Here is a 22,836-nt window from a genome sequence, read left to right as displayed (position 1 = left end):
GCTCAGACCAGCGGCGTGCCGTGGGTGTGGAACGTCTCGATCGTCTTCATGCCCCAGGCCTGACCCTTCTTGCGCTCCGCCTGCGACCACTCGACCACGGGCTGATCCGGATCGAGAAGCAGGCGAGCGCCGGCGTTGGCGAACTCGATGCGGTTGCCGCCGGGCTCCCAGACGTAGAGGAAGAAGGTCTGGTTGATGGCGTGCTTGTGGGGTCCCGACTCGATGTGGATGCCGTTCTCGAGGAAGATGTCCGCCGCCTTGAGGATGTCCTCGCGGGTGTCCGGGGCGAAGGCGATGTGGTGCAGACGGTTGCCGTGCTTGGTCCAGTCGTCGCTGTAGACCACGTCGTAGGACTTCAGCGAGAAGTGGAACCACCACGCCGCGAACTTCCCGTCGTCGTTGCGGATGCGCTCCGACTCGCGCATGCCGAGCGCCTTCGCGAGGAACTCGCCGTTCGCCTCGACGTCCTTCGCGAGGTAGTTGATGTGATCGATGCGGCGCGCATTGACCCCGTGGCCCGGGAAGCGCGAGGCCTGGTTCTTCAGCGCGGGCCTGTCATCGGTCGCCACGTATCGCTCGGTCTCGTAGTAGATCGCCATCTCGTGGCCGTCGGGGTCGTGGAAGCGGAACGTCGGACCGGTGCCGACCTCGCCGTCCACCCAGCCGTCACCGAGCCCCCTCTCTTCGATCGCCGCGACGCGGCGCTCGAGCGCCTCCTGACTGATGGCGCGGAACGAGGTGCGGCCGACGCCCGCCTGCTCTCGAGCCGTCAGCTTGATCGTGTACAGCTCGTAGTCGTCCCATGTGCGCAGATACACGGAGTCGCCCGCCTCGGCCACAACGCGCATGGCCAGCAGGTCCTCGAAGAACCAGCGGCTCTTGTCGAACTCGGGCGTGAACAGCTCGACGTTCGCGAGGTGCGCGACGTCGAAGGCGGTGGGATGGGTCATGGCGGTCCTCTCTGACTGCGTGACTACGGGCGGGGGCGCGGGAAGACCACGCCGTCGAAGATGAGGCGCGCGGTGCGCAGGGCGGCGGATCGGGTCACGGTCGCGCCGGATCCGGATCCCTCCAGCGCGACATCCACGTCGAAATGCCCCGTGGGGTGCTCGACCACGAAAGGATCGCCGGGCGAAGGGGCCGCCACGAGGTCGCGTGCCACCGATCCCTCCACCAGCGCACCCGCGGCGACCGACAGCGCACCCAGCACGCCGATCGACGAGTGCACGCGCTTCGGGATGAAGCTGCGCGTGGTGAGCGCGCCGCCGCGGCGGGGCGCGCTCAGGATCACCATCTTGGGGATCGATGCGCCGGTCACGTCTCCGAGCCCCATCTGCCGTGCTGCCGCGATCCTGATCCGCTCGACGCGCGCCGCGACCGCGTCGTCGGCCTCGAGCTCGGCGGGCGACTCGTCGCCCGCGATGCCGAGGTCGGTCGCGCGCAGCAGCACCGTGGGCATGCCGTTGTCGACACAGGTCACCTCGATGCCATCGACCTCGTCCAGCACCGATCCCGTCGGGAACAGGGCGCCGGCGGTGGATCCTGCCGTGCCCTCGAAATCGAGGGTGATGGCGCCCGCCGTCCCGGGCACGCCGTCGATCGCCAGGTCGCCGTCGTAGTCGACCTCTCCCCCGGGGGTGGCGAACGACGCCGTCGCGAGGCTGCCCGTGTTGAGCATGCGGATGCGCACGCGCGTGCGATCCGGCCCGGCCTCCACGAGGCCGCGCTCGACCGCGAACGGGCCGACCGCCGCCAGGATGTTGCCGCAGTTCTGGCGGTCGGTGACGAAGGCCTCGTCGACGCCGAGCTGCAGGAAGAGGTAGTCGACATCGGCATCGGGGTCCGGCGAGGGCGAGATCACGGCGACCTTCGAGGTGAGAGGATGCGCGCCCCCGAGCCCGTCGATCTGGCGCGGATCAGGCGTGCCCATGATGCGCAGCAGCAGGTCGTCCCGAGCGGCCGGATCGGCGGGCAGGTCGGAGGCGAGGAACATCGCGCCCTTCGACGTGCCGCCGCGCATCAGCACGCAGGGGATCCCCCTAGCCACGATCGGCCTGACGCACGTATCGGATGCCGAGCTCGTCGAGCAGCGGGCGCAGTCCCTTGCGGTCGAGGCTGAGCTGGCCGGACGCATACGCGGCGCGGTCGGCCTCCTCCTTGGCCACGCGCGCCTCGGCCGCGGCGAGCGCGTGCGCCGCCGTTTCGCGCGGCACAACGACCACACCGTCGTCGTCGGCGATCACCACGTCGCCCGGGTTCACGAGCGCGCCGTCGAGGATGACCGGCACCCCGACGGACCCGGCAGTCGCCTTGACCGTGCCCTGCGCGTGCACGCCGTTCGACCAGACGGGGAATCCCATCTCTCGCAGATCCTGCGTATCGCGCACGCCGGTCGCGGTGACGAGGGCCCGCACACCCCGGGCCTTCAGCGCGGTGGCGAACAGGTCGCCGAAGGCGCCGTCCGTGGTGGGCGAGGTGGTCGCCACCACCAGCACGTCGCCGGGGCGGCACTGCTCGATCGCCACGTGGATCATGAGGTTGTCGCCCGGCCAGCTCAAGACCGTCACCGCGGTCCCCGCCACCCGCACACCCTGCTGGATGGGCCGGATCGACCCGCCGACGAGGCCTGTACGTCCCATCGCCTCGTGCACGGTGGCGACGCCGTGCGCCGCCAGCGCGTCGACGACCGCGGCGTCCGCGCGCGCGATGTCGGTGACGACGATGCCCAGCTCGCTCATGTGTCTCCCGGATCCGGATCGGTCGGTCGGTCGGCTCAGTCCAGCACCGACGTGACCTGCGGGTAGTGGCGCATGTACGCCTCGCCCATGGTCTCGTGTGGCAGGCCGAGGTTGGGCCCGGCGTTGCGCCTGACCTGCACGCCGCGGCGCCCGGCGAGGTCGGTGTAGTACTCCCACATGTGCTTCTGGGCGGGCAGGCACTCCATGGCGGCCTTCTTGCGCGCGAAGGCCGCCGTGATGTCGAGCAGCACGTTGGGCTTGAAGTCGCACTGCTCGGGCTGGTGCGGCTCGAAGAAGAACACGGGCGGGGCGCCGATGATCTCGTCGCTGCTCGGGTAGGTGCCGTCGGAGTTCGCCACCCCGATGGCCTGGGCGAGCACACGCGCCTGCAGCGCCATGCGCGCGGCGGCCGGGTGGTCGCCGTTGTAGGGGTCGACGAGGGGGTGGGTGAGCACAACCGTCGGCTGCACGCGACGCATGACATCGACCAGCTTGGCGACCGCCTCCTGGCTCTCCACCAGCGGGTAATCGCCGAGGTCGAGGAACTCGATGTCCGAGCCGAGCGCGGCCGCCGCAGCCTCGGCCTCGGCTCGACGGATCGCCTTGATCTCGTCGAGCGACTTGCCGGCCAGCCACTGCGAGGCCGACTCGCCGCGCTCGCCGTACGAGAGGCAGACGACCGTGGCCCGCTCCCCGCGCATCGCTGCCGCGGCGATCGCTCCGCCCGCGCGCCAGACGAAGTCTCCCGCGTGGGCGCTGACGACGAGGAGCGAGGGATCTGCCATGCGGCCAGTGAACCAGGCGTGGACCTTGATTGTCAACAATCCTGGCGACGGTATGGGTGAAGATTTTTACCTATCTCCGTAGATATCGAGACCGGATCCGTGCGATCCTGCCCAGCGACGACGCTGTCCGATCCGGAGGTCAATCAATGGCGAAGAACCTGCAGGAGCTGCTCGATGAGCGCGGAGACACCGTGGGGATGCTGCGCGACTCGCGTGTGGGCACCTACATCTACCCCGTTGTGCCGAGCGAGTTCACCAACTGGCGGCGCGAGCAGAAGGCCTGGCGCGAGACCGCGGTGCTCTACGACCAGACCCACCACATGGTCAACTTCTTCCTCTCGGGCCCCGACGCCCTGAAGCTGCTGCGCGACACGGGCATCAACTCGTTCGAGAACTTCCCCGTCGACACGGCCAAGCAGTTCGTCCCGGTCGCCTCCAACGGCGGCGTGATCGGCGACGGCATCCTGTTCCATCTGGCCGATCTCGAGTACGTCTACGTGGGCCGCGCGCCCGTGGCGAACTGGCTGCGATTCCACGCCGAGACCGGCGGCTACGACGTCGAGTTCCGCTATGACGACCGCTCCCCCTCCCGGCCCTACGGCCAGGCCGTGCACCGCGAGTGCTGGCGCTTCCAGATCCAGGGGCCGCGCGCGTGGGACATCATCGAGAAGCTCCACGGCGGACCGCTCGAGAAGGTGCGGTTCTTCCACATGGGACACCTCGAGATCGCGGGACGCCGGGTGCGCACCCTGCGCCACGGCATGGCGGGCGCCCCGGGCCTCGAGCTCTGGGGTCCCTACGAGGACCACGGTGCCATCCGCGACGCGATCCTCGAGGCCGGCGCCGAGTTCGGCATCGAGCCGTGCGGATCGCGCGCGTACTCGTCGAACACGCTGGAGTCGGGCTGGATCCCCTCTCCCCTCCCCGCCATCTATTCGAGCGAGGCCGAGCGCGCCTACCGCGAGTGGCTGCCCGCGACCAGCTACGAGGCGACGGGCGCGGTGGCCGGGTCCTTCGTGTCCTCCGACATCGAGGACTACTACCTGAACCCCTGGGAGCTGGGCTACGGATCCTTCGTGAAGTTCGATCACGACTTCATCGGCCGCGACGCCCTCGAGAAGGTGGACCCCGCCACCCAGCGCCGCAAGGTCACACTCGCGTGGAACGACGAGGATCTGGCGAAGATCCTGACGAGCGTCATCGACCGCGAGGGCCCCGGCTACCAGTTCTTCGACCTGCCCAACGCGAATTACGGGTCGTCGAACTTCGACGCCATCATCGACGCCGACGGCAACGACGTGGGTCTGTCGCTCTTCACGGGCGTGACAGCGAACGAGAAGCGGGGCCTGTCGCTCGCGACCGTCGACGCGGATGTCCCCGAGGGCGCCGAGGTGCGCGTCATCTGGGGCGAGCCGGACGGCGGATCCGGGAAGACCACGGTCGAGCCGCACGAGCAGATCGCGGTGCGGGCGATCGTGAGCCCGGCCCCGTACGCCACGGTCGCGCGCGAGACCTATCACCAGGGCTGGCGGACTACCGCTGCTCGCTGATCCGCTGCAGCCAGGTGCGCGTCGCGTGGGTCATGTCGGAGGGAGTGCCGAGCTCCTCCAGCATGGCCAGCGCGGCGCGCATCTCGTGCTCGCGGCGCGCGGCGTGCCGGTAGGTGCCGGGCACCATGCGCTGGATGGTGTCATAGCCCGTCGCACCGAGCTCGGCTCGCAGCTGACCACGCAGCCACTCCTCCGAGCCCATCGCGCGAGCGGCCTCGAGGTTCTCGATGACGAGGGCGGCCATCCCCTTCATAAACACCGACCGCAGCAGCTTCAGCCGGGCGGCGTCCCCGATGCCGCCCGGCGCGATATCGACGGGTGCACCGTAGGGGCGCATCACCTCGGCGAACGCCTCGGCTCCCTCGCCGCTCGCGAGCAGAGGGGTGCGGAGACCGGCGCGGGCCACGGGCGCGAGCACCGCGACATCGGCGATGCGGATCGCGGCCGCATGGGCCACGCGCGCGACGTCGCGCTTCACCTCGGGCGAGGAGGTGTTGAGGTCGGCCAGCAGCGCGCCGGCGGGCAGATGAACGACCGCGGCCTCGGCCGCCTCGACGGCGGCCCGGGCCCCGACGAGGCTGAGCACGAGCTCGGCATCCCGCATCGCATCCTCGAGGCGCTCGACCTGTCCCGCATCCTCGCGCACGACCCAGGGATCGAAGCCCGTCACCGGGGCGCCCGCCGCGCTCAGTGCTCGCGCATAGAGGGTCCCGGCCTCCCCGAGGCCCAGCACGGCGATGCGAGTCATGGGCGCCACTCTAGCCAGATCACCAACAGGATTGTTGACAATTTCGCTCGCGATTCGTACGCTTCCGGAAACGGAGCATCGGCGCTCCCCGCCGGCGGTCGCCCGAAGACCGGAGGGCGCGCCGATTCCGTCGACCGACCGACGCACGGAAGACTGGGGCGATGGCCGCACGACTGACCCTGCAGGATGTGAACCTCCGCTTCGGCGGGGTCACCGTCCTCCACGATGTGGGCTTCACGGTGGAACCCGGCGAGATCCTCGGACTCGTGGGCCCCAACGGAGCCGGCAAGACCTCGCTCTTCAACTGCATCAGCGGGCACTACCGTCCCACCGCGGGCACCATCACGATCGATGACTCCGTCGTCAGCGGTCTCGCCCCCTCGCGTCTGGCCGCGCACGGACTGGCCCGCACCTTCCAGCACCCCGCACTGCAGCTGCACGCGACGGTGCTCGAGAACGTGCTGCTCGGGGCGCACACGCGCCTTCCGGGAGGCCCCGCGGCATGGGCACTCCGCCTGCCGCCCACGGGACGCCGCGAGCGCGAACTGCGTGCCGAGGCGCTCGAGCTGCTCGAGTCGCAGGGCCTCGGGTGGGCCGCCGGACTCGCCGCCGACGAGCTCTCGCACGGACTGCACAAGAGCATCGAGCTCTGTCGCGCGCTCCTCATGCGCCCCGCCCTGCTGCTGCTCGACGAGCCCGCCGCGGGACTCTCGCACGGCGAGGTCGAGCACTTCATCGAGACCGTGAAGGGACTGCGCGACGAGGCGGACGTCACCGTCGTCATCGTCGAGCACCACATGGGGCTGATCTCGGCAGTCACCGACCGTGTCGTTGTGCTCGACCACGGCTCGAAGCTCATGGAGGGCACCGCCGCCGAGGCGCAGGCCGACCCGCGCGTCATCGAGGCGTACATCGGAAAGGATGCCGCCGATGACGCTGCTTGAGCTGAAGGACGTCACCGCGGCGTACGGGCGCGTGCAGGTGCTCGAGGGCGTCTCGCTCTCGGTGCCCGAGGGCGGGGCCGTCGGCATCCTCGGCGCGAACGGCGCGGGCAAGACCACCACGCTGCGCGCGATCAGCGGCGTCGTGCGCACGGGCGGCTCGATCGTCTTCGACGGTCAGGACATCCGCGGTCTGCGCCCCGACCAGGTGGCCGCACGCGGGATCGCCCACGTGCCGGAGGGCCGCGGCACGCTGCCGAACCTGACGGTGCGCGAGAACCTCCAGGTCGGGGCCTACCTGCGCAAGGATCGCCGCGCCATCGCCGGCGACATCGACTACCTGCTCGACCTGTTCCCGAATCTCGCCGCGCGCATCTCGCACAACGCGTCCGCGATGTCGGGTGGCGAGCAGCAGATGCTCGCGATCGCGCGCGCGTTTATGGCCGCTCCCCGCCTGCTCATCCTGGACGAGCCCTCCCTGGGGCTCGCGCCCAGCACGGCCAAGAGCGTCTACGCGGCGATCCGCCGCCTGCGCGAGGAGTCGGGCATCGCGATGCTCGTCGTCGAGCAGAACGCCCACCTCGCCTTCTCCATCGTCGACACCGCCACGGTGCTCGAGACCGGCCGGAGCGTGCTGACGGGAACGTCGGCCGAGCTCAAGGGCCGCGACGAGATCCGCCGCGCCTACCTGGGAGGCTGACGTGGGCACCTTCATCCAACTCGTCGTCGACGGCCTCGCCACCGGATCCGTCTACGGTGCGATCGCCCTCGCCATCGTGCTCGTGAACCAGTCCACCGGCATGATCAACTTCGCCCAGGGCGGCATGGCCGTGCTCTCCGCCTACTTCGCCTACACGCTGCTGGGCCTCGGGCTTCCGCTGATCCTCGCGATCCTCGGTTCGGTCGTGGTGTCCTTCGTGCTCGGAGCCCTGATCGAACGGTTCCTGATGCGCCGATTCGAGGGCGGAGATCCGGACACCGCCGTGGTGGTCACGATCGGCCTGCTCACCCTGATCACCGGTGTCGCGGGCTGGATCTGGTCGTACAACAACCTCCAGTTCCCGTCGCTGTTCCCCTCGGCGTCGTTCTCCGTGCTCGGCGCGGCGGTCAGCTGGCGCTCCCTCGGCACCTTCCTCGTCATCGCGGCGATCATGGTCGGCTTGCAGCTGCTGTTCCAGAAGACCAAGGTGGGCCTCGCGCTGCGCGCCGTGGCAGACAACCCGAAGTCATCGGCCTACTCCGGCCTGCCCGTGGGGCGTCTGCTGATGATCGGATGGGGCCTGGCCGCCGCGCTCGGAGCCGTCGCGGGCGCGCTGGTGGCTCCCAAGCTCTCGCTCACCCCCGGCATGCTCGACGGCCCCCTCACCTACGCGCTGGCGGCGGTCATCCTGGGCGGCCTGACCAGCCCGATCGGCGTCGTCGTCGCCGCGTGGCTGATCGGCGTGCTCGAGAACCTGGCCGCCGTGTACGTGCCGTTCATCGGCAATGACCTGAAGATCGCCGTGCCGTTCGTGCTGCTGTTCGTCGTGCTCCTGGTGCGGCCGCAGGGTCTGTTCGGCCGCAAGACAGTGGTGCGTGTGTGATGCAGAAGATCAAGCAGCTCTGGAGCAACCGCTGGGTGCGTCTCGGCGTCGCGGCGCTGGTCGTTGTGGCCCTGGTGCTCGCGCCGTGGAACCTCGACCCCGCCACCAATCAGGCGCTGGCCCGCATCGGCGTCTTCGCCGTCGCGGTGCTCGGCCTGAACGTGATCATGGGCTACACCGGTCAGGTGTCGCTCGGCCAGATCTTCTTCCTCGGTCTGGGCGCCTACGTCACCGCGTACGGAGTGAACCAGGACTGGAACGTTGTGCTGGTCTTCGTGCTGGCCGTCGTCATCCCCGGTCTCGCCGGTTTCGTCGTGGCGCTGGCGGCCGCCCGTCTGGGCGGACTCGCCATCGCGATGGTGACGATCGCACTGCCGATCATCGGCGTGCCGCTCGCCAAGCGCCTCTCCGAGTTCACGGGCGGTTCGCAGGGCACCTCGGCCCGCTTCACGAGCGCCCCGGACTGGTTCGGATCCGACCTCGACGACATCTGGCAGTACTACATCGTGCTCGCCATCGCCGCCGCGGTCTTCGTGCTCGTGTTCAACCTGGTGCGCGGCAAGTTCGGCCGTGCACTCGCCATCGTCAAGGAGAACGAGGCCGTCGCCTCCTCGATGGGTATCTCCCCCTACCGTCACAAGGTGATGGCGTTCACGATCGCCGCGATGATCGGCGGCATCAGCGGCTTCCTCTACATGGTGGTCGTGCAGTACACGTCGCCCGAGACGCTGGCCTTCCACCACTCCATCAGCCTGCTCGCCTCGATGGTCATCGGCGGTGCCGGGTCGATCGCCGGATCCCTCATCGGCGGCGCGTACTACGTGCTCGTGCCGAACGTCACCAACGAGATCAACCCCACGCTCACGGCCCTGATCCAGGGCTTCATCCTGCTCGTTGTGCTGTTCGTCCTGCCGGGCGGCATCGCCAGCCTGCCGCGCACGATCCGGCGCCTGCTGCGTCGCAACAGCGCGGGACCGGATCGCACGGCGCAGACCCCGGGGCGCAGCACGGCGACCGGCACCCTCAAGACCCACTGATCCGTCCCCACCCACCGCAGTACCGACCCAGGAGGTCAGCATGATCATCCGCAGCACGTCGATGAAGACCATGGGCGTTGTGGCCCTCGGCTCCATCGTGGCCCTGACGCTCGCGGGCTGCGCCCGCGGCGGCGACGCCGGCAACGGCGACGACACCGGCGGCGAATCGGCCCCCGCCGCGAGCCCCGGCATCACCGACGACGCGATCACGCTCGGCGTCACCACGCCGCTCTCGGGCGCGACCGCGGGCCCCGGCAACTGCACGGTCGCGGGCCTCGTGGCCTACTTCGGCCAGGCGGGCCCCATCGAGTTCGGCGACGGCAAGACCCGTGAGGTCAAGGTCGAGGCCTTCGACGACGCATATGACCCGCAGAAGGCCCTGTCGAACTTCCAGCAGAACCAGGCGAACGTCTTCGCGTTCACCGCGGGACTCGGCACGCCGACCAACCGCGCGTACCGTGAGGCGGCCATCGAGGAGGAGGTGCCGCAGGCGCTGGTCATGACCGGCGACCCGCTCTTCTCCGATCGGGACGAGAGCCCGTGGCAGCTCGGCTTCGTGCCGATCTATCAGAACGAGGGCGCGGCGTTCGGCGAGCTGCTGGCGGAGTCGGGCGAGGACCACAAGGTCGCGATCCTCTTCCAGAACGACGACTACGGCAAGGGCTACGTCGAGGGGTTCAAGGAGGCCATCGAGGGCGCTTCGAACATCGAGGTCGTCAAGGAGCTCTCCTACGAGGCCACCGACACGTCGGTCGACGCGCAGCTGACCGAGCTGTCCGCGTCGGGCGCCGATGTCTTCTTCAACGCGATGTCCATCACGCCGCTCGCGATCGCCTCCATCGAGAAGGCGCGCGAGCTGTCGTGGACCCCGAGCTGGTTCCTGCCCTCCAACACCTCGAGCCCCGGCGCGATCCTCACGCCGGCCGCCGCGAACCCGGAGGACGGCTTCTACTCGGTGTCGTTCGCCAAGGCGCCGCAGAGCCCGGCGTTCGCCGAGGACGAGGACGTCAAGGGCTTCCTCGCCGCGCTCGAGGAGTTCTCGGGCGACTACACGACCAAGCCCGACTTCCCGCACTGCATGTGGAGCTACATGGTCGGAGCCACGCTCGAGAAGACCTTCAAGAGCATGACGGAGCCGACCCGCGAGAACTTCATGGAGTCGCTCACCGACATCTCGGGCTTCACCGCTCCGCTGATGCTCGAGGGCACCTCCATCGACACCACGCAGGAGGGCCAGCCCGCGGTCGCCGCGGTCGTTGTGCAGCGCTTCAACGGCAAGGGCTACGAGAACGCCGACACGTTCGAGTGAGCTCGCACGTTCACGTGAGCACTCGCACGTTTCTGTGAGCTCTCGCGCGTTCGAGTGAGCTCTCGGCGAAGGGGCTCGGCGTCAGCCGGGCCCCTTCGTCACGCCCGCAGCTCGCCCAGCACGTCGATGATCCCCTGGAGGTGCGTGCGGGTCGCGGCCGCGGCCGCGTCGGCATCGCGGGCGAGCACCGCGTCGATGATCGCGATGTGCTCGGGAGCCGACTGGGCGATGCGGCCCGGCTGGTAAGCCAGGCGGAACTGGTGCCGCGCCGACTGGGCGAGCAGGCGCTCGAGCAGCTGGGTCGCGGTGATATGGCCCGAGAGCTCGCGCAGGCGACGATCCATCTCCTGGTTCAGGGCCGAGTAGCCCACGAGGTCTCCCGCGCCGACCGCCGCCTCGATCCGCGCGCGCAGCTCCGTCAGCTCGGCGGCGTCCTCGTCGGTGAGGTGCTCGGCGGCCTTGCGCGCGCAGAGCTCCTCGAGGCCCATCCGCACCTCGACGATCTCGATGGCCTCATCGACGCTGATCGCGCGCACGCGCGCGCCGCGGTTCGGAAGGCGTTCGACCAGACCCTCCCCGGCGAGCTCGAGCAGCGCGGTCCGCACCGACGCACGGCTCGCATCGAACCGATCCGAGAGGTCCGCCTCGATCAGACGCTGATGCGGTGCGAAGTCGCTGCGCAGGATCGCGTCGCGGATGCGGGCGGTCAGATCCTGCTGATCGGTCTTCACGTCGGTCATTGCCACATTCTCGTGGATCGGTCTCGCATTGTCGAAGATCCTGTCGACAGAACTCGGCCGCCAGGACGGTGACGGCAGCCCGCCCCCGCGCGGAGGATGACCGCATGCCTCACACTCATCTCGGACGTCGATGGATCGCCCTCGGAGCGACGCTCCTGCTCGGCCTCGCGGGCGGGGCGCTCGCCGGCCCCGCCTACGCCGGGCCTGCCTACGGCGGCCCTGCGCACGCCGGACCCCGTGCGACGGAGAAGACCCCCACGGCGACGGGGTACGGCGGGGCGGTGAGCTCGGTGGATCCGGATGCGTCCGCCGCCGCCATCGAGGTGCTGCGCAAGGGCGGCACCGCGGCCGATGCCGCCGTGGCGGCCGCGGCGACGCTCGGCGTCACCGAGCCGTACAGCGCCGGCATCGGCGGAGGCGGGTACTTCGTCTACTACGACGCGTCGACGGGCTCGGTGGGCACGATCGACGGCCGTGAGACGGCGCCGGCGGCCATGCCGCGCGACGCGTTCATCGATCCGGCCACGGGCGCGCCGTACCGGTTCACCCCCGAACTGGTCACGAGCGGCGTCTCCGTGGGCGTCCCCGGCACTCCCGCCACCTGGGAGCGCGCTCTCGAGCGGTGGGGCACCCTCAGTCTCCGCGAGGCCCTGAAGCCCGCCATCAAGGTCGCCACTCGCGGGTTCGTCGTCGACGAGACGTTCCGCCAGCAGACGCTCGACAACCGCGTGCGCTTCGAGGCGTTCACCTCGACGCGCGAGCTGTTCCTTCCGGGCGGCGACGCGCCGGCCGTCGGCAGCGTGTTCCGCAACCACGACCTCGCCGCCACCTACCGCCTGCTCGCCCAGCATGGCGCCGAGGCCTTCTACACGGGCGACCTCGCCGACGAGATCGCCGCCGCCGTGCAGGCGCCGCCCGTGAGCCCCGACACCACGCTGCCGGTGCCCGTCGGCCACCTCACGTCCGACGACCTGGCCGCCTACGTCGCGCTCGATCAGGATCCGACCCATGTCGCCTATCGCGACCTCGACGTGTACGGGATGGCTCCGTCATCGAGCGGCGGCACCACGGTCGGCGAGGCGCTGAACATCCTGCAGACCTTCGACCTCTCGGCCATGAGCACCCCCGACGCGCTGCACCACTATCTCGAGGCCAGCGCGCTGGCGTTCGCGGATCGCGGCGCGTACGTCGGTGATCCGGCGTTCGTCGACGTGCCCACGGCGGCCCTGACCGATCCGGCGTTCGGCGCCGAGAGGGCCTGCGCGATCGACCCGCTGCACGCGTCGGCCAAGCCGGTGCCCGCGGGCGACATCGCGTCGTATGACGGGGTGTGTCCCGCCGAAGCCGCGGTCGAGACATCCGACACCGACACCGAGAACGTCTCGACCACGAACCTCACGGTCGCCGACCGGTGGGGCGACGTCGCCGAGTACACGCTCACGATCGAGCAGACGGGCGGATCCGGCATCACGGTGCCCGGCCGCGGGTTCCTGCTCAACAACGAGCTGACCGACTTCTCGACGGTGTACAACGCGGACGACCCCAACCGCATCGAGCCCGGCAAGCGACCGCGCTCGTCGATGTCGCCCACGATCGTGCTGAAGGATGGCGAACCGTTCCTCGCCCTCGGCTCGCCGGGAGGATCGACGATCATCACGACCGTGCTGCAGACGCTTGTGAACCGCATCGACCTCGGCATGACGCTGCCCGAGGCGCTCGCCGCTCCCCGCGCCTCGCAGCGCAACACCGCGTCGGTCACGGCCGAGCCCGAGTTCCTCACCGCGCACGGCGCGCCCTTGCAGGCCCTCGGCCACACGCTCGTGCCCTCGGGCGACGCGTTCACGTCGGCGGCGGAGATCGGCGCGGCCACGGCGATCGAGTTCGGACCCGACGGGCGGATGACCGCCGCGGCCGAGCCCGTGCGGCGCGGGGGCGGCTCGGCGATGGTGCTGACGCCGGCGGACTGATCCCGCTCGGGGATCGGCCATGCCGCTCCGGCGCGCAGCGGCGGGATCCCGCTCGGCGACGCTCCCGATCGATCTGCCATTGCTCCCGGCGGGCCGCGGGCTCAGACTGAACGCATACCCGACTCGCGCCCGCGAATCTCGCACAGACGCGAATCTCGCACAGACGCGAATCTCGCACAGAGAGGTGAGTGATCCCATGACCGATACCCAGGAGGCCGTCGTCAGCACGGATGCTGCGGAGGGAGCGGCCTCGGACACCGAGACCGGCTCGCCCGACGGCCAGGCAGCCGTGCGCACCGGCCTGTTCATCGGAGGCGAGGAGCGCTTCACCCCCGAGGTCGTGCGCATCGCCGACCCCGGCAAGCCCGGCAGGATCGTCGGCGAGGCCGCCTCGGCCTCTCCCGAGGACGTCGCGCACGCCGTGGCCGCCGCGAAGGCCGCCTTCACCGGCTGGTCGACGCTGACCGCACAGGAGCGCGCCGCACACATGGCCGAGGCCATCGCCGGCATCGCCGACCTGCGCGACGAGGACGCCGCGATCCTGTCGCAGGAGAACGGGAAGATCCGGATGGAGGGCTGGATCGACGCCCTCGTCTTCGAGATCCGCTGGAACCTCGCGCTCGCCGTGGCCGACCAGGTGGACGCGGTCTCCATGCTCGAGCCGGCGCCGGGGCTGCCGGTGACGACGAAGGTCGCGCACTCTCCGCTGGGCGTGGTGACGATCATCGTGCCCTTCAACTGGCCGATCGCGATCCTGGGCGCGGCGCTCCCCTACGCGCTCATCGCCGGCAACACGGTGATCGTGAAGCCCCCGATGTCGGCCCCGCTCGCCACGGCGCGCGTGGTGCAGCGCGTGGCCGAGAAGCTGCCCGCCGGCGTGCTCAACGTGGTCACAGGCAAGGACGAGAACATGTCCGGCCTCATCCAGAACACCGACGTCGCGAAGGTGTCGTTCACCGGATCGGTGAACGGCGGCAAGCGGATGATGGAGATGGCGTCGAAGACGCTCACCCGCGTCACGCTCGAGCTGGGTGGCAACGATGCGGCCGTCATCGCGGAGGATGCGGAGCTGAGCGACGCGCACCTCGACCGGCTCTTCGGCGCGATCTACGACACCACCGGTCAGATCTGCATGAACGCGAAGCGCGTCTACGTGCACCGCTCGCGCCTGGACGAGCTCGTGGCCGGGCTCGACGCGCGCCTGCAGAAGGTCGTGCTGGGTTACGGCCTCGACGCGGGCACAACGATGGGCCCCCTGCATCAGGGCGCGCAGAAGGCGTTCGTCGACGAGCTGATCCAGGAGGCGAAGGACTCGGGCGCCGAGGTGCGCGAGTACGGCGAGCTGCCGGACGGCGAGCTCGCGGGCGGCAACTTCGTGCGCCCGGCGCTGGTGATCGATCCGGATCCGTCGTTGCGCGTCGTCACGATGGAGCAGTTCGGACCGGTCATCCCGATCCTGCCCTTCGACGACGAGGAGCAGGCGATCGCCGCCGCGAACGACACGTGGGCGGGGCTCGGCGGATCGGTCTGGACGTCCAGCCCCGAGACCGCGCAGCGCATCGGCGCACGGCTTCACTGCGGCTACGTGTGGATCAACGACCACGGCGCCAACCGACTCGACCTGCGCGCTCCCTTCGGAGGCGTGAAGCAGTCGGGCATGGGTCGCGAGCAGGGCATCGAGGGTGTGCGTGATTTCCAGGACACCCACTCCATCGCCACGCTCGACGAGGCAGCCTTGGCAGCCATGGCGCACTGACCCTGCGCGGTACAGCCCGAGGGGCGAGCGGATCTGATCCGCTCGCCCCTCGGCGCGTGCGCGTGCGCCTGTCGAGGTCAGAAGGGAGCTGGATCCGGTGCGGGCGCGGGTGTGGTGGTGGGGACGACCACGTGGGGTGGATTGTCGTTGTAGGTGTAGCCGCAGGGGGTGGTGATGGTGAAGTGGCCGTGGCCATGGTGTCGGAATGTCCAGGGGGCGTGGTGCTTCATCATGTGATGCGCCTCGCAGAGGCAGGCGAGGTTGTGCACGCTGGTGGGTCCACCTGCCGAGTAGGGGACGGTGTGGTCGATGTCGGAGTGCTTGGCCTTTGTGGCGCATCCGGGCAGCCGGCAGGTCTTGTCGCGTGCCAGCAGCAGGCGGCGTTGGGCGGCGGTGGGTGTGTAGTGGTCGACGGTGAGCAGAGCCCCGGTGTCGGGGTGGAGGAAGACGCGTTCCCAGCCGGGGCTGCGGGCGGCGAGCCGGCGGGCGGTATCGGGATCGATGGGACCGTAACCGTCCAGCAGCGCGGGCCCGTCGTCGAGGCCCAGGAGCGTGGTGACGGGGATGGTGACTTCGACGGTGGCGGTGATGTCGGCGTCGATGTCGTGAGCGGTGGGCTGTGCGGTGAGGAGCAGGTCGGTGGCGAGGTCGGCACGCAGCTGACCGAGGCGACGATCATCGATCACCGCCGGCCGGGTGGGGACCGGTTCGGTGTGGGCAGAGTCGGCGGTGGCATCCGCGTCGGTGGGTGCCGACCCGGCGAGGCCCGGCTCGGTGGGAGCTGGCTCGTCGAGGCCCGGTTCGGTGTGGGCCGACTCGTCGAGGCCCTGCTCGGTGGGGGCCGAGTCGGTGGAGGTCGAGACGGTGTGGGCCGAGTCGGCGGTGGCGCTATCCGCGTCGGTGGTGGCCTCACCTGAGTTCTCGGGCGCGCGGGTGGCATCGGGTGCGGTGGTCGTTGCGTTCTGGGCGCGGGCGGCGGCGCGGTTGTCGCGGGCGACGACCTTCGCCTGCGCGGTGAGGCGGTCGTGCATCGCGCGGGCGCGGACGGCGGTGGTGAGGATGCGCAGCTCCGCCATCGCATCCGGCAGATCCACGACATACACGCGTCGGTCGGCGTGGGCCCTGTCGTGGCGCTCCTGGATCGGTTCGGGATCGTGCCGCTCGGCGACCTGCGCCGCCTGACGCTTCATGCGCGACGGGGTGCTGCGCTCGGCGATGGGGAGGATGTCTGCCTCGAACGCGGCCCGGGTGGAGTCGTCGGCGATGCGGGAGCCGGCCTCGACGATCTCGCGGGCGTGACGCTGCGTGATCCGGCCCTCCGCCAACGCCGCCACGGTGGCGGGAAACCGCACCACGAGGTCGTAGGCGCTGTCGAGGCGGGCTTGCATCGTGCGCGGTGATTCCTTCAGCGCCAGCGCCACCTCCGCCGCCATCGACCGCACCGGGAACGCGTAATCGGAGGCGCGTGGCATCCGCCCGAGTTGGTCGAGGGCGATCTGCATCAGGCGTGCTTGCGCCCGCGCCTCCCGCGCATCCAGTGCCGCACGGGCGGTGCGGATCGCAGCCAGCTCCGCAATGCCCGCCCGCGCACGCGACCGCTCATCCGGGGTGAAATCCCAGGTGAGAGGCGCGGATTCGGTGAAGGTGGGCATGGGTCCATTGTCCCACGAGGTTCGGACATTTGTTCGAACAGAACGACGCGCGGGAAGCGACCGCGCCTGACGCGGGGTGTGGACGAACCAGCCAGGCCGCCACCCCGCGCCTGCGCCAGGCTCGGGGCGTCTCGACTCGCTCCGCTCGCTCGACGAACGAGTAGGGAGAAGCCCGCGCTGGGCTCGTGCCTGCGCCGGGTTCGGGGCGTCTCGACTCGCTCCGCTCGCTCGACGAACGCGAAAGGCAACTGCCTGCGCCGGGCTCGAGGCGTCTCGACTCGCTCCGCTCGCTCGATGAACGGGGAGGGAACCTGCCTGCGCCGGGTTCGGGGCGTCTCGACTCGCTCCGCTCGCTCCGCTCGCTCGACGAGCGGGGAGGGGCGCGAGCGCCGAGCGCCGAGCGACGGACTTTCACACCTCGTTCACCTACGCGCCACGGCCGGGCAAGGAGATGGGCCGGGAGCGGTCCTACGTTTCCCGAGTCGGCTCCCGTGCGAACACCGGGCTCTGGCCGACCACCACCCCTGCATCACACATACCCGGAAGGTACTCATGCAGATCACCCTGAAGCGCGGCCTCGCACTCACGGCGGGCCTCGCCCTCGCGTTCGGCCTCGCCGCGTGCTCGTCGACCACCACGAAGCCCGCCGACGCGGGTGCGGCGACCCCGGCCTCCGAGGAGGCCGCCGGCACGTTCGCGAAGGACGAGAACACGATCGTCTTCGCCACGCTGCCCGACCACGAGGGCGCCGAGCAGGACGCCCAGCCCATCGCCGACTGGATCGCCGAGATCACCGGCAAGACCGTCGAGTTCCTCCCCGCGACCGACTACACGGCCGTCGTCCAGGGCCTCGCCTCCGGTCAGGTCGACGTGGCGCAGATCTCGTCGTTCACCTACTACCAGGCGCAGAACGCGGGCGCCGACATCGAGCCGATCGGTGCGCAGATCACCGCCGACGGCGCCGAGCCGGGCTACTTCTCCGTGGCCATCAAGAACCCGGCGGCCACCGAGGTCAAGATTCTCGAGGACTTCGCCGACCGCCCGGTCTGCTTCGTCAACCCCACGTCGACCTCGGGTCGCGCCATCCCCACCTCCGAGCTGCTCAAGGCCGGTGTCACGGTCTCCGAGGAGAACACCATGTACGGCGAGGAGCACGACCTCAACGCCGCCAAGGTCGCCGAAGGCACCGACTGCCAGGTCGGTTTCGCGCAGGACACCGACGCCGACCCGCTCATCGAGCAGGGCAAGCTCGAGGAGATCGAGCGCTTCCAGGTTCCGGGCGCCCCGATCGTGCTCCAGGCTGCCCTGCCCCAGGACGTCAAGGACGCCCTCTTCGAGGGTCTGCAGGACACGACGCAGGCATCGCTCACCGACGCCGGCATCGAGCTGAACGACTTCCTGAAGGAGAACTTCTTCGGCTTCGGCGCCGTCGACGACTCGTACTTCGACACGATCCGCGGCGTGTGCGACCAGATCGCCGACCTGGTCGAGGCCTGCCGGGCGTAAGCGCCGGCGCTTTCAGAGGAACAGCACTCACATGACGAACAGCGACACCTCCGTGCAGAGCTCCGCCGTCCGGATCCAGGATCTGGGCAAAACGTACCCGGGTGCATCCGGGCCGGCTCTGTCGGGGGTGTCGCTGTCCGTCGCCCCCGGAGAGATCGTGGTGCTGCTGGGCCTGTCGGGCTCCGGCAAGTCCACTCTCCTCCGCCACATCAACGGCCTCGAGACCCCCACGACCGGATCCGTCCAGTCGCTGGGTCAGGAGGTCACCTCGCTGCGCGGCCGCGACCTGCGCGCGCTGCGCGGCCGGATCGGCTTCATCTTCCAGCAGTTCGAGCTGGTGGGCGCCCTGTCCGTGCTGGAGAACGTGCTGACGGGATCCCTCTCGACCCTCCGCGGTCCGCGCGTCGGCGTCTGGAGCTACCCGCGGGCCCTGCGCGAGAAGGCCCTCGGCCACATCGAGCGCGTCGGCCTGCTCGACCGCACCTACCAGCGCGCCGACCGGCTCTCGGGAGGCCAGCAGCAGCGCGTCGCGATCGCTCGCGCCCTGATGCAGGATCCGGAGATCCTGCTCGCCGACGAGCCGGTGGCCTCGCTCGATCCCGAATCGAGCAGCCAGGTCATGGGCCTCATCCGCGAGATCGCCGCCGAGCGCGGCCTCACCGTCGTGTGCTCGCTGCACCAGGTCGACCTCGCCCTCAGCTGGGGCGACCGGATCGTGGGCCTGCGAGGCGGCGAGGTGGTGCTCGACACCCGCACGGACAACCTCAGCCGCGAGCAGGTGATGGAGATCTACGGGCGCGTCGCCACATCGACCACCGAGATCGCCGCCGTCGAGGTGGAGCTCGCCGAGGCGCGCGAGCAGGTGCTCGAGCAGGAGCTGCGCCGCGCCGCCGTCGCCCAGAACACCGACCGCGCTGGTGAGGACAAGGCGTGACCACCGCCGCCGTCTCCCGCGCCTCGCTGGTCCCGCGCCCGGCGCCGCCCGTGTCGACGATCGTCTCGTATGCCGTGATCGTCGTGATCCTGGGGCTCGGCGTCTGGTCGTTCATCGGCCTCGACTTCAGCCCGAAGGGCCTCGAGACGGTGGGCCCGAACGTCGCCCGCTTCCTCGACATGGCCACTCCCCTGCAGTGGCCGGGATGGGAAGTGTCGGGCGCGCGCCAGCCCGACGGCTCCACGGTCTTCACCACCTCCTTCGTCGGATTCGCGCCCATCTGGGACATGGTGCTCACGGTCGCGATCACGCTCGCGCTCGTGATCGCGGGCACCGCCCTGGCAGCCGTGCTGTCGGTGCCGGTCGCGTACGGCGCCGCGCGCAACACCACCCCCAACGGCGCGGTGCTCGCCGTCTGCCGTGGCATCGGCGTCATCGCCCGCGCCATCCCCGACATCGTCTTCGTGGTGTTCTTCGCGTTCCTGTGGTTCGGATCGGGCACCCTGCCCGCCATCGTGGCGATCGGTCTGCACTCCGTCGGGATGATCTCGAAGATGTTCGCCGACGCGATCGAGCAGATCGATGAGGGCCCCCGCCTCGCGATCCGGGCCGCGGGCGGCTCCCGGGCCCAGGAGTTCTGGGCGGGAGTTGTGCCCCAGGCGCTGCCCGCGTGGATCGCCGTGGCCCTGCACCGGGCCGACATCAACCTGCGCGGCACCGTCATCCTCGGCGTGGTCGGCGTCGTCGGCATCGGCTACGAGCTCGACGACGCCCTGCACGCCGGCCCTGCGGGCATGCGCCGCGTGGTGCCGCTCGTGGTGATCATCATCGCGCTGTGCATCCTGTTCGAGATCGTGTCCTCGACGATCCGCGCCCGCCTGCTCAACGTCGCGCCGACGGGCAAGCGCGCACGCCGCGGTTCGGCACGCGGCGCCGCGCGCAGGACCGCTACGTCCGCGGAGGCCCCGCGCCAGGACCCGGCGCGTGCCCTGCCCGCGGCACCGCCCGCGGCGGCCTCCGCGCCGGATCGCGATGCGCGCCTGGCCGCCGCGATGAGGCGCCCGTGGGACCGCGAGCGCGTCTCCACCACCGTCTGGATCTGGGCGGGCGTCGCCATCGTGGTGGCCGCCTTCGTCTACGCGGCCCCGGATGTCGCGCGCGTCCTCACGCCGACCTGGGATCAGATCGTGAACCCCGAGCAGGACCGGGCCCTGTGGCCGCTGACCTTCGGCTCGAACGGATGGACCGAGGTGCTCGACGCGGTGACGCGCACGCTGCAGATCGCGTTCGCCGCGACGCTGCTCGCGACGATCATCTCCGCCGTCGTCGGCCCTCTCTCCGCGCGGAACGTCGCCCCCAACGGCACGGTGCGCAATCTTTTCCGCGGCATCGCCCTGGTGGTCCGCTCGATTCCCGACCTGGTGGTCGCGATCCTGTTCATCATCGCGGCGGGGATGGGGCCGCAGGCCGCCACCCTCGCACTTGGCATCGGCGGCGTCGGCCTGCTCGCGAAGCTCATCGGCGACTCGATGGAGGAGGTGCCGAACGGGCCCGAGAGGGCGCTCTCGGCCGGCGGATCCACCCGGACGCAGGTGTTCTTCTCCTCGACGGTGCCCCTGTCGGTGCCGGCTCTCGTCAGCCACCTCATGTACCTGCTCGAGCAGAACATCCGCTCGGCCACCCTGCTCGGCGTCGTGGGCGCGGGCGGCATCGGCTTCCTGCTGCTCAATGCCCTGCAGGGACGGCACTTCGACCAGGTGCTCGCCTACGTGCTCGTGGTAATCGCGATGGTGGTCGTCGTCGAATCGCTGTCGGTGCTGATCCGTCGCGCGGTGAAGTGAGCCGGCCGACGTGAGCGCACAGCACTACGACCTCGCGGTCGTCGGATCCGGGATCGTGGGCCTCGGTCACGCCGCGGCCGCGATGGAGCGAGGGCTGCGGGTCGTGGTCATCGACCGCGCCACCGCGATCGCCGGAGCCACCGTTCGCAACTTCGGGCACATCGGCACGTCGGCCCATGCGGGCGAGGCGCGTGAGTACGCCGAGCGCGCCCGCGAGCTGTGGCTGCGCTATGCGCCGCGCGGGGGATTCTGGCTGCGGCAGCCCGGGACGCTCGTTGTGGCCCGCAGCGACGAGGAGCACGCCGTGCTCGCCGAGGCGCGCCAGGGAACGCTGCTGTCGGGCGAGGAGGTGGCGCGCCGCGTGCCGGTGCGCGGCGCGGTGGGCGCCGCCTTCCTCGAGCGCGATGTGCAGGTCGACCCGCGTGCGGCTGCCCCGGCGCTGGCCGGGTACCTCGCGCGCCGCGGCGTGGAGTTCCGGTGGCGCACCAGCGCCCTCGGTGTCGAGCCCGGCGTGCTGCACACGAGCAGGGGCGAGATCCACGCGGAGGCGATCGTGTTCGCGGTGAACGCCGACGTCGATCACCTCTTTCCCGAGATCGCCGAGCGCCACGGCATCGTGCGCTGCGGTCTCGACATGATGCTCACCGACGGGATCGGCCTCGGGATCCCGCTGCTCACCGGGTCCTCGATGCTGCGCTATTCGGCCTTCGCCGCCACCGACGCGGCCACGGCCCTGCGCGCCCGCTTCGCCGAGAAGGATCCGGAGATCCTGGCCCGCGACGTGAACCAGATGTACACCGAGCGTCCGGATGGCACGCTGCTCGTCGGCGACACGCACTACCGCGACGTCACGGTCGCGCCGTTCCAGGACGAGGCGGCGTTCGAGCTGCTCGATCGGCTGGCGCGCGAGCTGTTCGGGCGGCGCCGGCTGCGCGTGCGCGAGCGCTGGCAGGGCGTCTATGCCGCGGCACCGCAGGACTTCCTGCGCGTCGCCCCGCTCGACGGCGTGCGCGTCGTCTCCGTGACCACCGGCATCGGCATGACGACCGGCCTGGGACTTGCCGACTCGGTCGTCGCGGAGCTGTTCGGGTAGTCGCCGCGGCGGCGCGCTGAGCCGGATCAGGCGCCCGCGGTCGCGATGATCGCGGCGATCCGGTCGTCGTCGACGCCGACGGTGCGCAGGCACGCCCGCGCGATGCGCTCACCGACGCGCTCGGGCACCCGGTCCTCGCGTCGCATCGCGATCACCATCTCGACGAGCTGGATGCAGCAGCGGCCGGCGAAGGCCGCGTCCACGGCCGGACCGACGCGCGCCGCGAGGGCGCCGTAGACGGCGACCAGCTCCTCGCGGTGGGCGCGGAACGAGGCGAACGCGGCGCCTGTGACCTCCGGTGAGAGGTACAGCACCCCGATGTTGTGCGGATCGCGCAGCAGGATGTCGACATCCGCGAGCACAAAACGGCACAGCGCCAGTGCCGCATTCTCGGCCTCGAGATGCTCACGCGCCCGCTCGAGCGTGGGGCGCACGGACTCCTCGAGCAGCTCGAGCAGCATCTCGTCCTTGCCCGCGAAGTGGTAGTAGAGGCTGGCCTGACGCAGGCCGGCGCGCTCGGCGATCTGCCGGGTGCTCGTCGCCGCGAAGCCCTGCTCGACGAACAGCGCGGCCGCGGCGGCGAGCACCTCCTCACGGGGGCCGAGCCCGGGACGTCCTGGCGTGAGGCGGGGACGACCGGGCGCGGGGCTCATCCC

General features: G+C 70.5%; 20 protein-coding genes. 12 read left to right on the top strand and 8 right to left on the bottom strand.

Annotated elements, in window-relative coordinates; all coding sequences use genetic code 11:
• Nucleotides 1-2: 2 nt before the first annotated feature.
• From J5V96_RS15445 to J5V96_RS15430, 4 genes are read right to left on the bottom strand one after another with little or no spacing between them, the layout of a single operon-like run.
• Nucleotides 3-950 carry a VOC family protein gene (locus J5V96_RS15445; protein WP_208505028.1) on the bottom strand — a complete coding sequence of 316 codons (948 nt, stop codon included), beginning with the start codon at nucleotides 948-950 and terminating at the stop codon, nucleotides 3-5.
• Between the two features lie 23 nt (nucleotides 951-973).
• Nucleotides 974-2,026: a 4-oxalomesaconate tautomerase gene (locus J5V96_RS15440; RefSeq protein ID WP_307793694.1), complete on the bottom strand. Its 1,053-nt coding sequence runs from the start codon at nucleotides 2,024-2,026 to the stop codon at nucleotides 974-976.
• Nucleotides 2,027-2,039: 13 nt separating this feature from the next.
• Nucleotides 2,040-2,738, bottom strand: a complete 699-nt coding sequence (locus tag J5V96_RS15435; protein ID WP_208505026.1) for a 4-carboxy-4-hydroxy-2-oxoadipate aldolase/oxaloacetate decarboxylase — start codon at nucleotides 2,736-2,738, stop codon at nucleotides 2,040-2,042.
• A gap of 35 nt (nucleotides 2,739-2,773) precedes the next feature.
• Nucleotides 2,774-3,523: a PIG-L deacetylase family protein gene (locus J5V96_RS15430; protein WP_208505025.1), complete on the bottom strand. Its 750-nt coding sequence runs from the start codon at nucleotides 3,521-3,523 to the stop codon at nucleotides 2,774-2,776.
• 146 nt (nucleotides 3,524-3,669) lie between these two features.
• Here J5V96_RS15430 and ligM point away from each other — a divergent pair, with 146 nt between their 5' ends.
• On the top strand, nucleotides 3,670-5,073 hold the full coding sequence (ligM, locus tag J5V96_RS15425; RefSeq protein WP_208505023.1) for a vanillate/3-O-methylgallate O-demethylase: 1,404 nt from the start codon (nucleotides 3,670-3,672) through the stop codon (nucleotides 5,071-5,073).
• On the opposite strand, the gene J5V96_RS15420 is transcribed toward ligM, so the two are convergent.
• Nucleotides 5,057-5,821, bottom strand: coding sequence for a DUF1932 domain-containing protein (locus J5V96_RS15420; RefSeq protein WP_208505021.1), 765 nt, complete (start codon nucleotides 5,819-5,821; stop codon nucleotides 5,057-5,059). The genes ligM and J5V96_RS15420 overlap by 17 nt on opposite strands.
• Nucleotides 5,822-5,982: 161 nt before the next feature.
• Between J5V96_RS15420 and J5V96_RS15415 the strand changes: the two genes are divergently transcribed.
• Genes J5V96_RS15415 through J5V96_RS15395 form a run of 5 tightly spaced genes read left to right on the top strand, consistent with a single transcriptional unit; the run spans nucleotide 5,983 to nucleotide 10,691 of the window.
• The gene (locus J5V96_RS15415; RefSeq protein ID WP_208505019.1) at nucleotides 5,983-6,765 is read left to right on the top strand and encodes an ABC transporter ATP-binding protein; all 783 of its coding nucleotides are present in this window, start codon (nucleotides 5,983-5,985) and stop codon (nucleotides 6,763-6,765) included.
• The gene (locus tag J5V96_RS15410; RefSeq protein ID WP_208505017.1) at nucleotides 6,752-7,462 is read left to right on the top strand and encodes an ABC transporter ATP-binding protein; all 711 of its coding nucleotides are present in this window, start codon (nucleotides 6,752-6,754) and stop codon (nucleotides 7,460-7,462) included. Before J5V96_RS15415 ends, J5V96_RS15410 begins: the two co-directional genes overlap by 14 nt.
• Before the next feature lies 1 nt (nucleotide 7,463).
• Nucleotides 7,464-8,345 carry a branched-chain amino acid ABC transporter permease gene (locus J5V96_RS15405; RefSeq protein ID WP_208505014.1) on the top strand — a complete coding sequence of 294 codons (882 nt, stop codon included), beginning with the start codon at nucleotides 7,464-7,466 and terminating at the stop codon, nucleotides 8,343-8,345.
• Nucleotides 8,345-9,382: a branched-chain amino acid ABC transporter permease gene (locus J5V96_RS15400; RefSeq protein ID WP_208505262.1), complete on the top strand. Its 1,038-nt coding sequence runs from the start codon at nucleotides 8,345-8,347 to the stop codon at nucleotides 9,380-9,382. The genes J5V96_RS15405 and J5V96_RS15400 overlap by 1 nt, the downstream gene beginning before the upstream one ends.
• Nucleotides 9,383-9,422: 40 nt before the next feature.
• Nucleotides 9,423-10,691, top strand: coding sequence for an ABC transporter substrate-binding protein (locus tag J5V96_RS15395; protein WP_236014948.1), 1,269 nt, complete (start codon nucleotides 9,423-9,425; stop codon nucleotides 10,689-10,691).
• 98 nt (nucleotides 10,692-10,789) lie between these two features.
• Here the strand turns inward: J5V96_RS15395 and J5V96_RS15390 are convergent, their stop codons facing one another.
• On the bottom strand, nucleotides 10,790-11,431 hold the full coding sequence (locus J5V96_RS15390; RefSeq protein WP_208505012.1) for a GntR family transcriptional regulator: 642 nt from the start codon (nucleotides 11,429-11,431) through the stop codon (nucleotides 10,790-10,792).
• 104 nt (nucleotides 11,432-11,535) lie between these two features.
• Between J5V96_RS15390 and ggt the strand changes: the two genes are divergently transcribed.
• Both ggt and J5V96_RS15380 read left to right on the top strand, forming a co-directional pair.
• On the top strand, nucleotides 11,536-13,398 hold the full coding sequence (gene ggt / locus J5V96_RS15385) for a gamma-glutamyltransferase (RefSeq protein WP_208505010.1): 1,863 nt from the start codon (nucleotides 11,536-11,538) through the stop codon (nucleotides 13,396-13,398).
• A 196-nt stretch (nucleotides 13,399-13,594) separates the two neighbouring features.
• The gene (locus tag J5V96_RS15380; RefSeq protein ID WP_208505008.1) at nucleotides 13,595-15,154 is read left to right on the top strand and encodes an aldehyde dehydrogenase family protein; all 1,560 of its coding nucleotides are present in this window, start codon (nucleotides 13,595-13,597) and stop codon (nucleotides 15,152-15,154) included.
• Nucleotides 15,155-15,231: 77 nt separating this feature from the next.
• On the opposite strand, the gene J5V96_RS17305 is transcribed toward J5V96_RS15380, so the two are convergent.
• On the bottom strand, nucleotides 15,232-16,806 hold the full coding sequence (locus J5V96_RS17305) for an HNH endonuclease signature motif containing protein (RefSeq protein WP_208505006.1): 1,575 nt from the start codon (nucleotides 16,804-16,806) through the stop codon (nucleotides 15,232-15,234).
• 552 nt (nucleotides 16,807-17,358) lie between these two features.
• On the opposite strand from J5V96_RS17305, the gene J5V96_RS15370 reads away from it, so the two are divergent.
• The 4 genes from J5V96_RS15370 to J5V96_RS15355 are packed head-to-tail and all read left to right on the top strand — an operon-like array spanning nucleotide 17,359 to nucleotide 22,180.
• Nucleotides 17,359-18,312 carry a PhnD/SsuA/transferrin family substrate-binding protein gene (locus J5V96_RS15370; RefSeq protein ID WP_208505004.1) on the top strand — a complete coding sequence of 318 codons (954 nt, stop codon included), beginning with the start codon at nucleotides 17,359-17,361 and terminating at the stop codon, nucleotides 18,310-18,312.
• A gap of 31 nt (nucleotides 18,313-18,343) precedes the next feature.
• A complete protein-coding gene (gene phnC / locus J5V96_RS15365) occupies nucleotides 18,344-19,246 on the top strand; it encodes a phosphonate ABC transporter ATP-binding protein (RefSeq protein WP_208505002.1) in 903 nt (300 codons plus the stop codon).
• A complete protein-coding gene (locus tag J5V96_RS15360; protein WP_208505000.1) occupies nucleotides 19,243-21,087 on the top strand; it encodes a PhnE/PtxC family ABC transporter permease in 1,845 nt (614 codons plus the stop codon). Before phnC ends, J5V96_RS15360 begins: the two co-directional genes overlap by 4 nt.
• Nucleotides 21,088-21,097: 10 nt before the next feature.
• On the top strand, nucleotides 21,098-22,180 hold the full coding sequence (locus J5V96_RS15355; RefSeq protein WP_208504998.1) for a TIGR03364 family FAD-dependent oxidoreductase: 1,083 nt from the start codon (nucleotides 21,098-21,100) through the stop codon (nucleotides 22,178-22,180).
• A gap of 26 nt (nucleotides 22,181-22,206) precedes the next feature.
• Here J5V96_RS15355 and J5V96_RS15350 read toward each other — a convergent pair whose 3' ends face one another.
• Nucleotides 22,207-22,833: a TetR/AcrR family transcriptional regulator gene (locus J5V96_RS15350; RefSeq protein WP_208504996.1), complete on the bottom strand. Its 627-nt coding sequence runs from the start codon at nucleotides 22,831-22,833 to the stop codon at nucleotides 22,207-22,209.
• Nucleotides 22,834-22,836: the final 3 nt, after the last annotated feature.

Origin of the sequence: Microbacterium stercoris (assembly GCF_017592545.1) — a bacterium.
In the GTDB taxonomy this organism is placed as follows: domain Bacteria; phylum Actinomycetota; class Actinomycetes; order Actinomycetales; family Microbacteriaceae; genus Microbacterium; species Microbacterium stercoris.
This window is presented reverse-complemented; position numbering and strand designations above follow the sequence as displayed.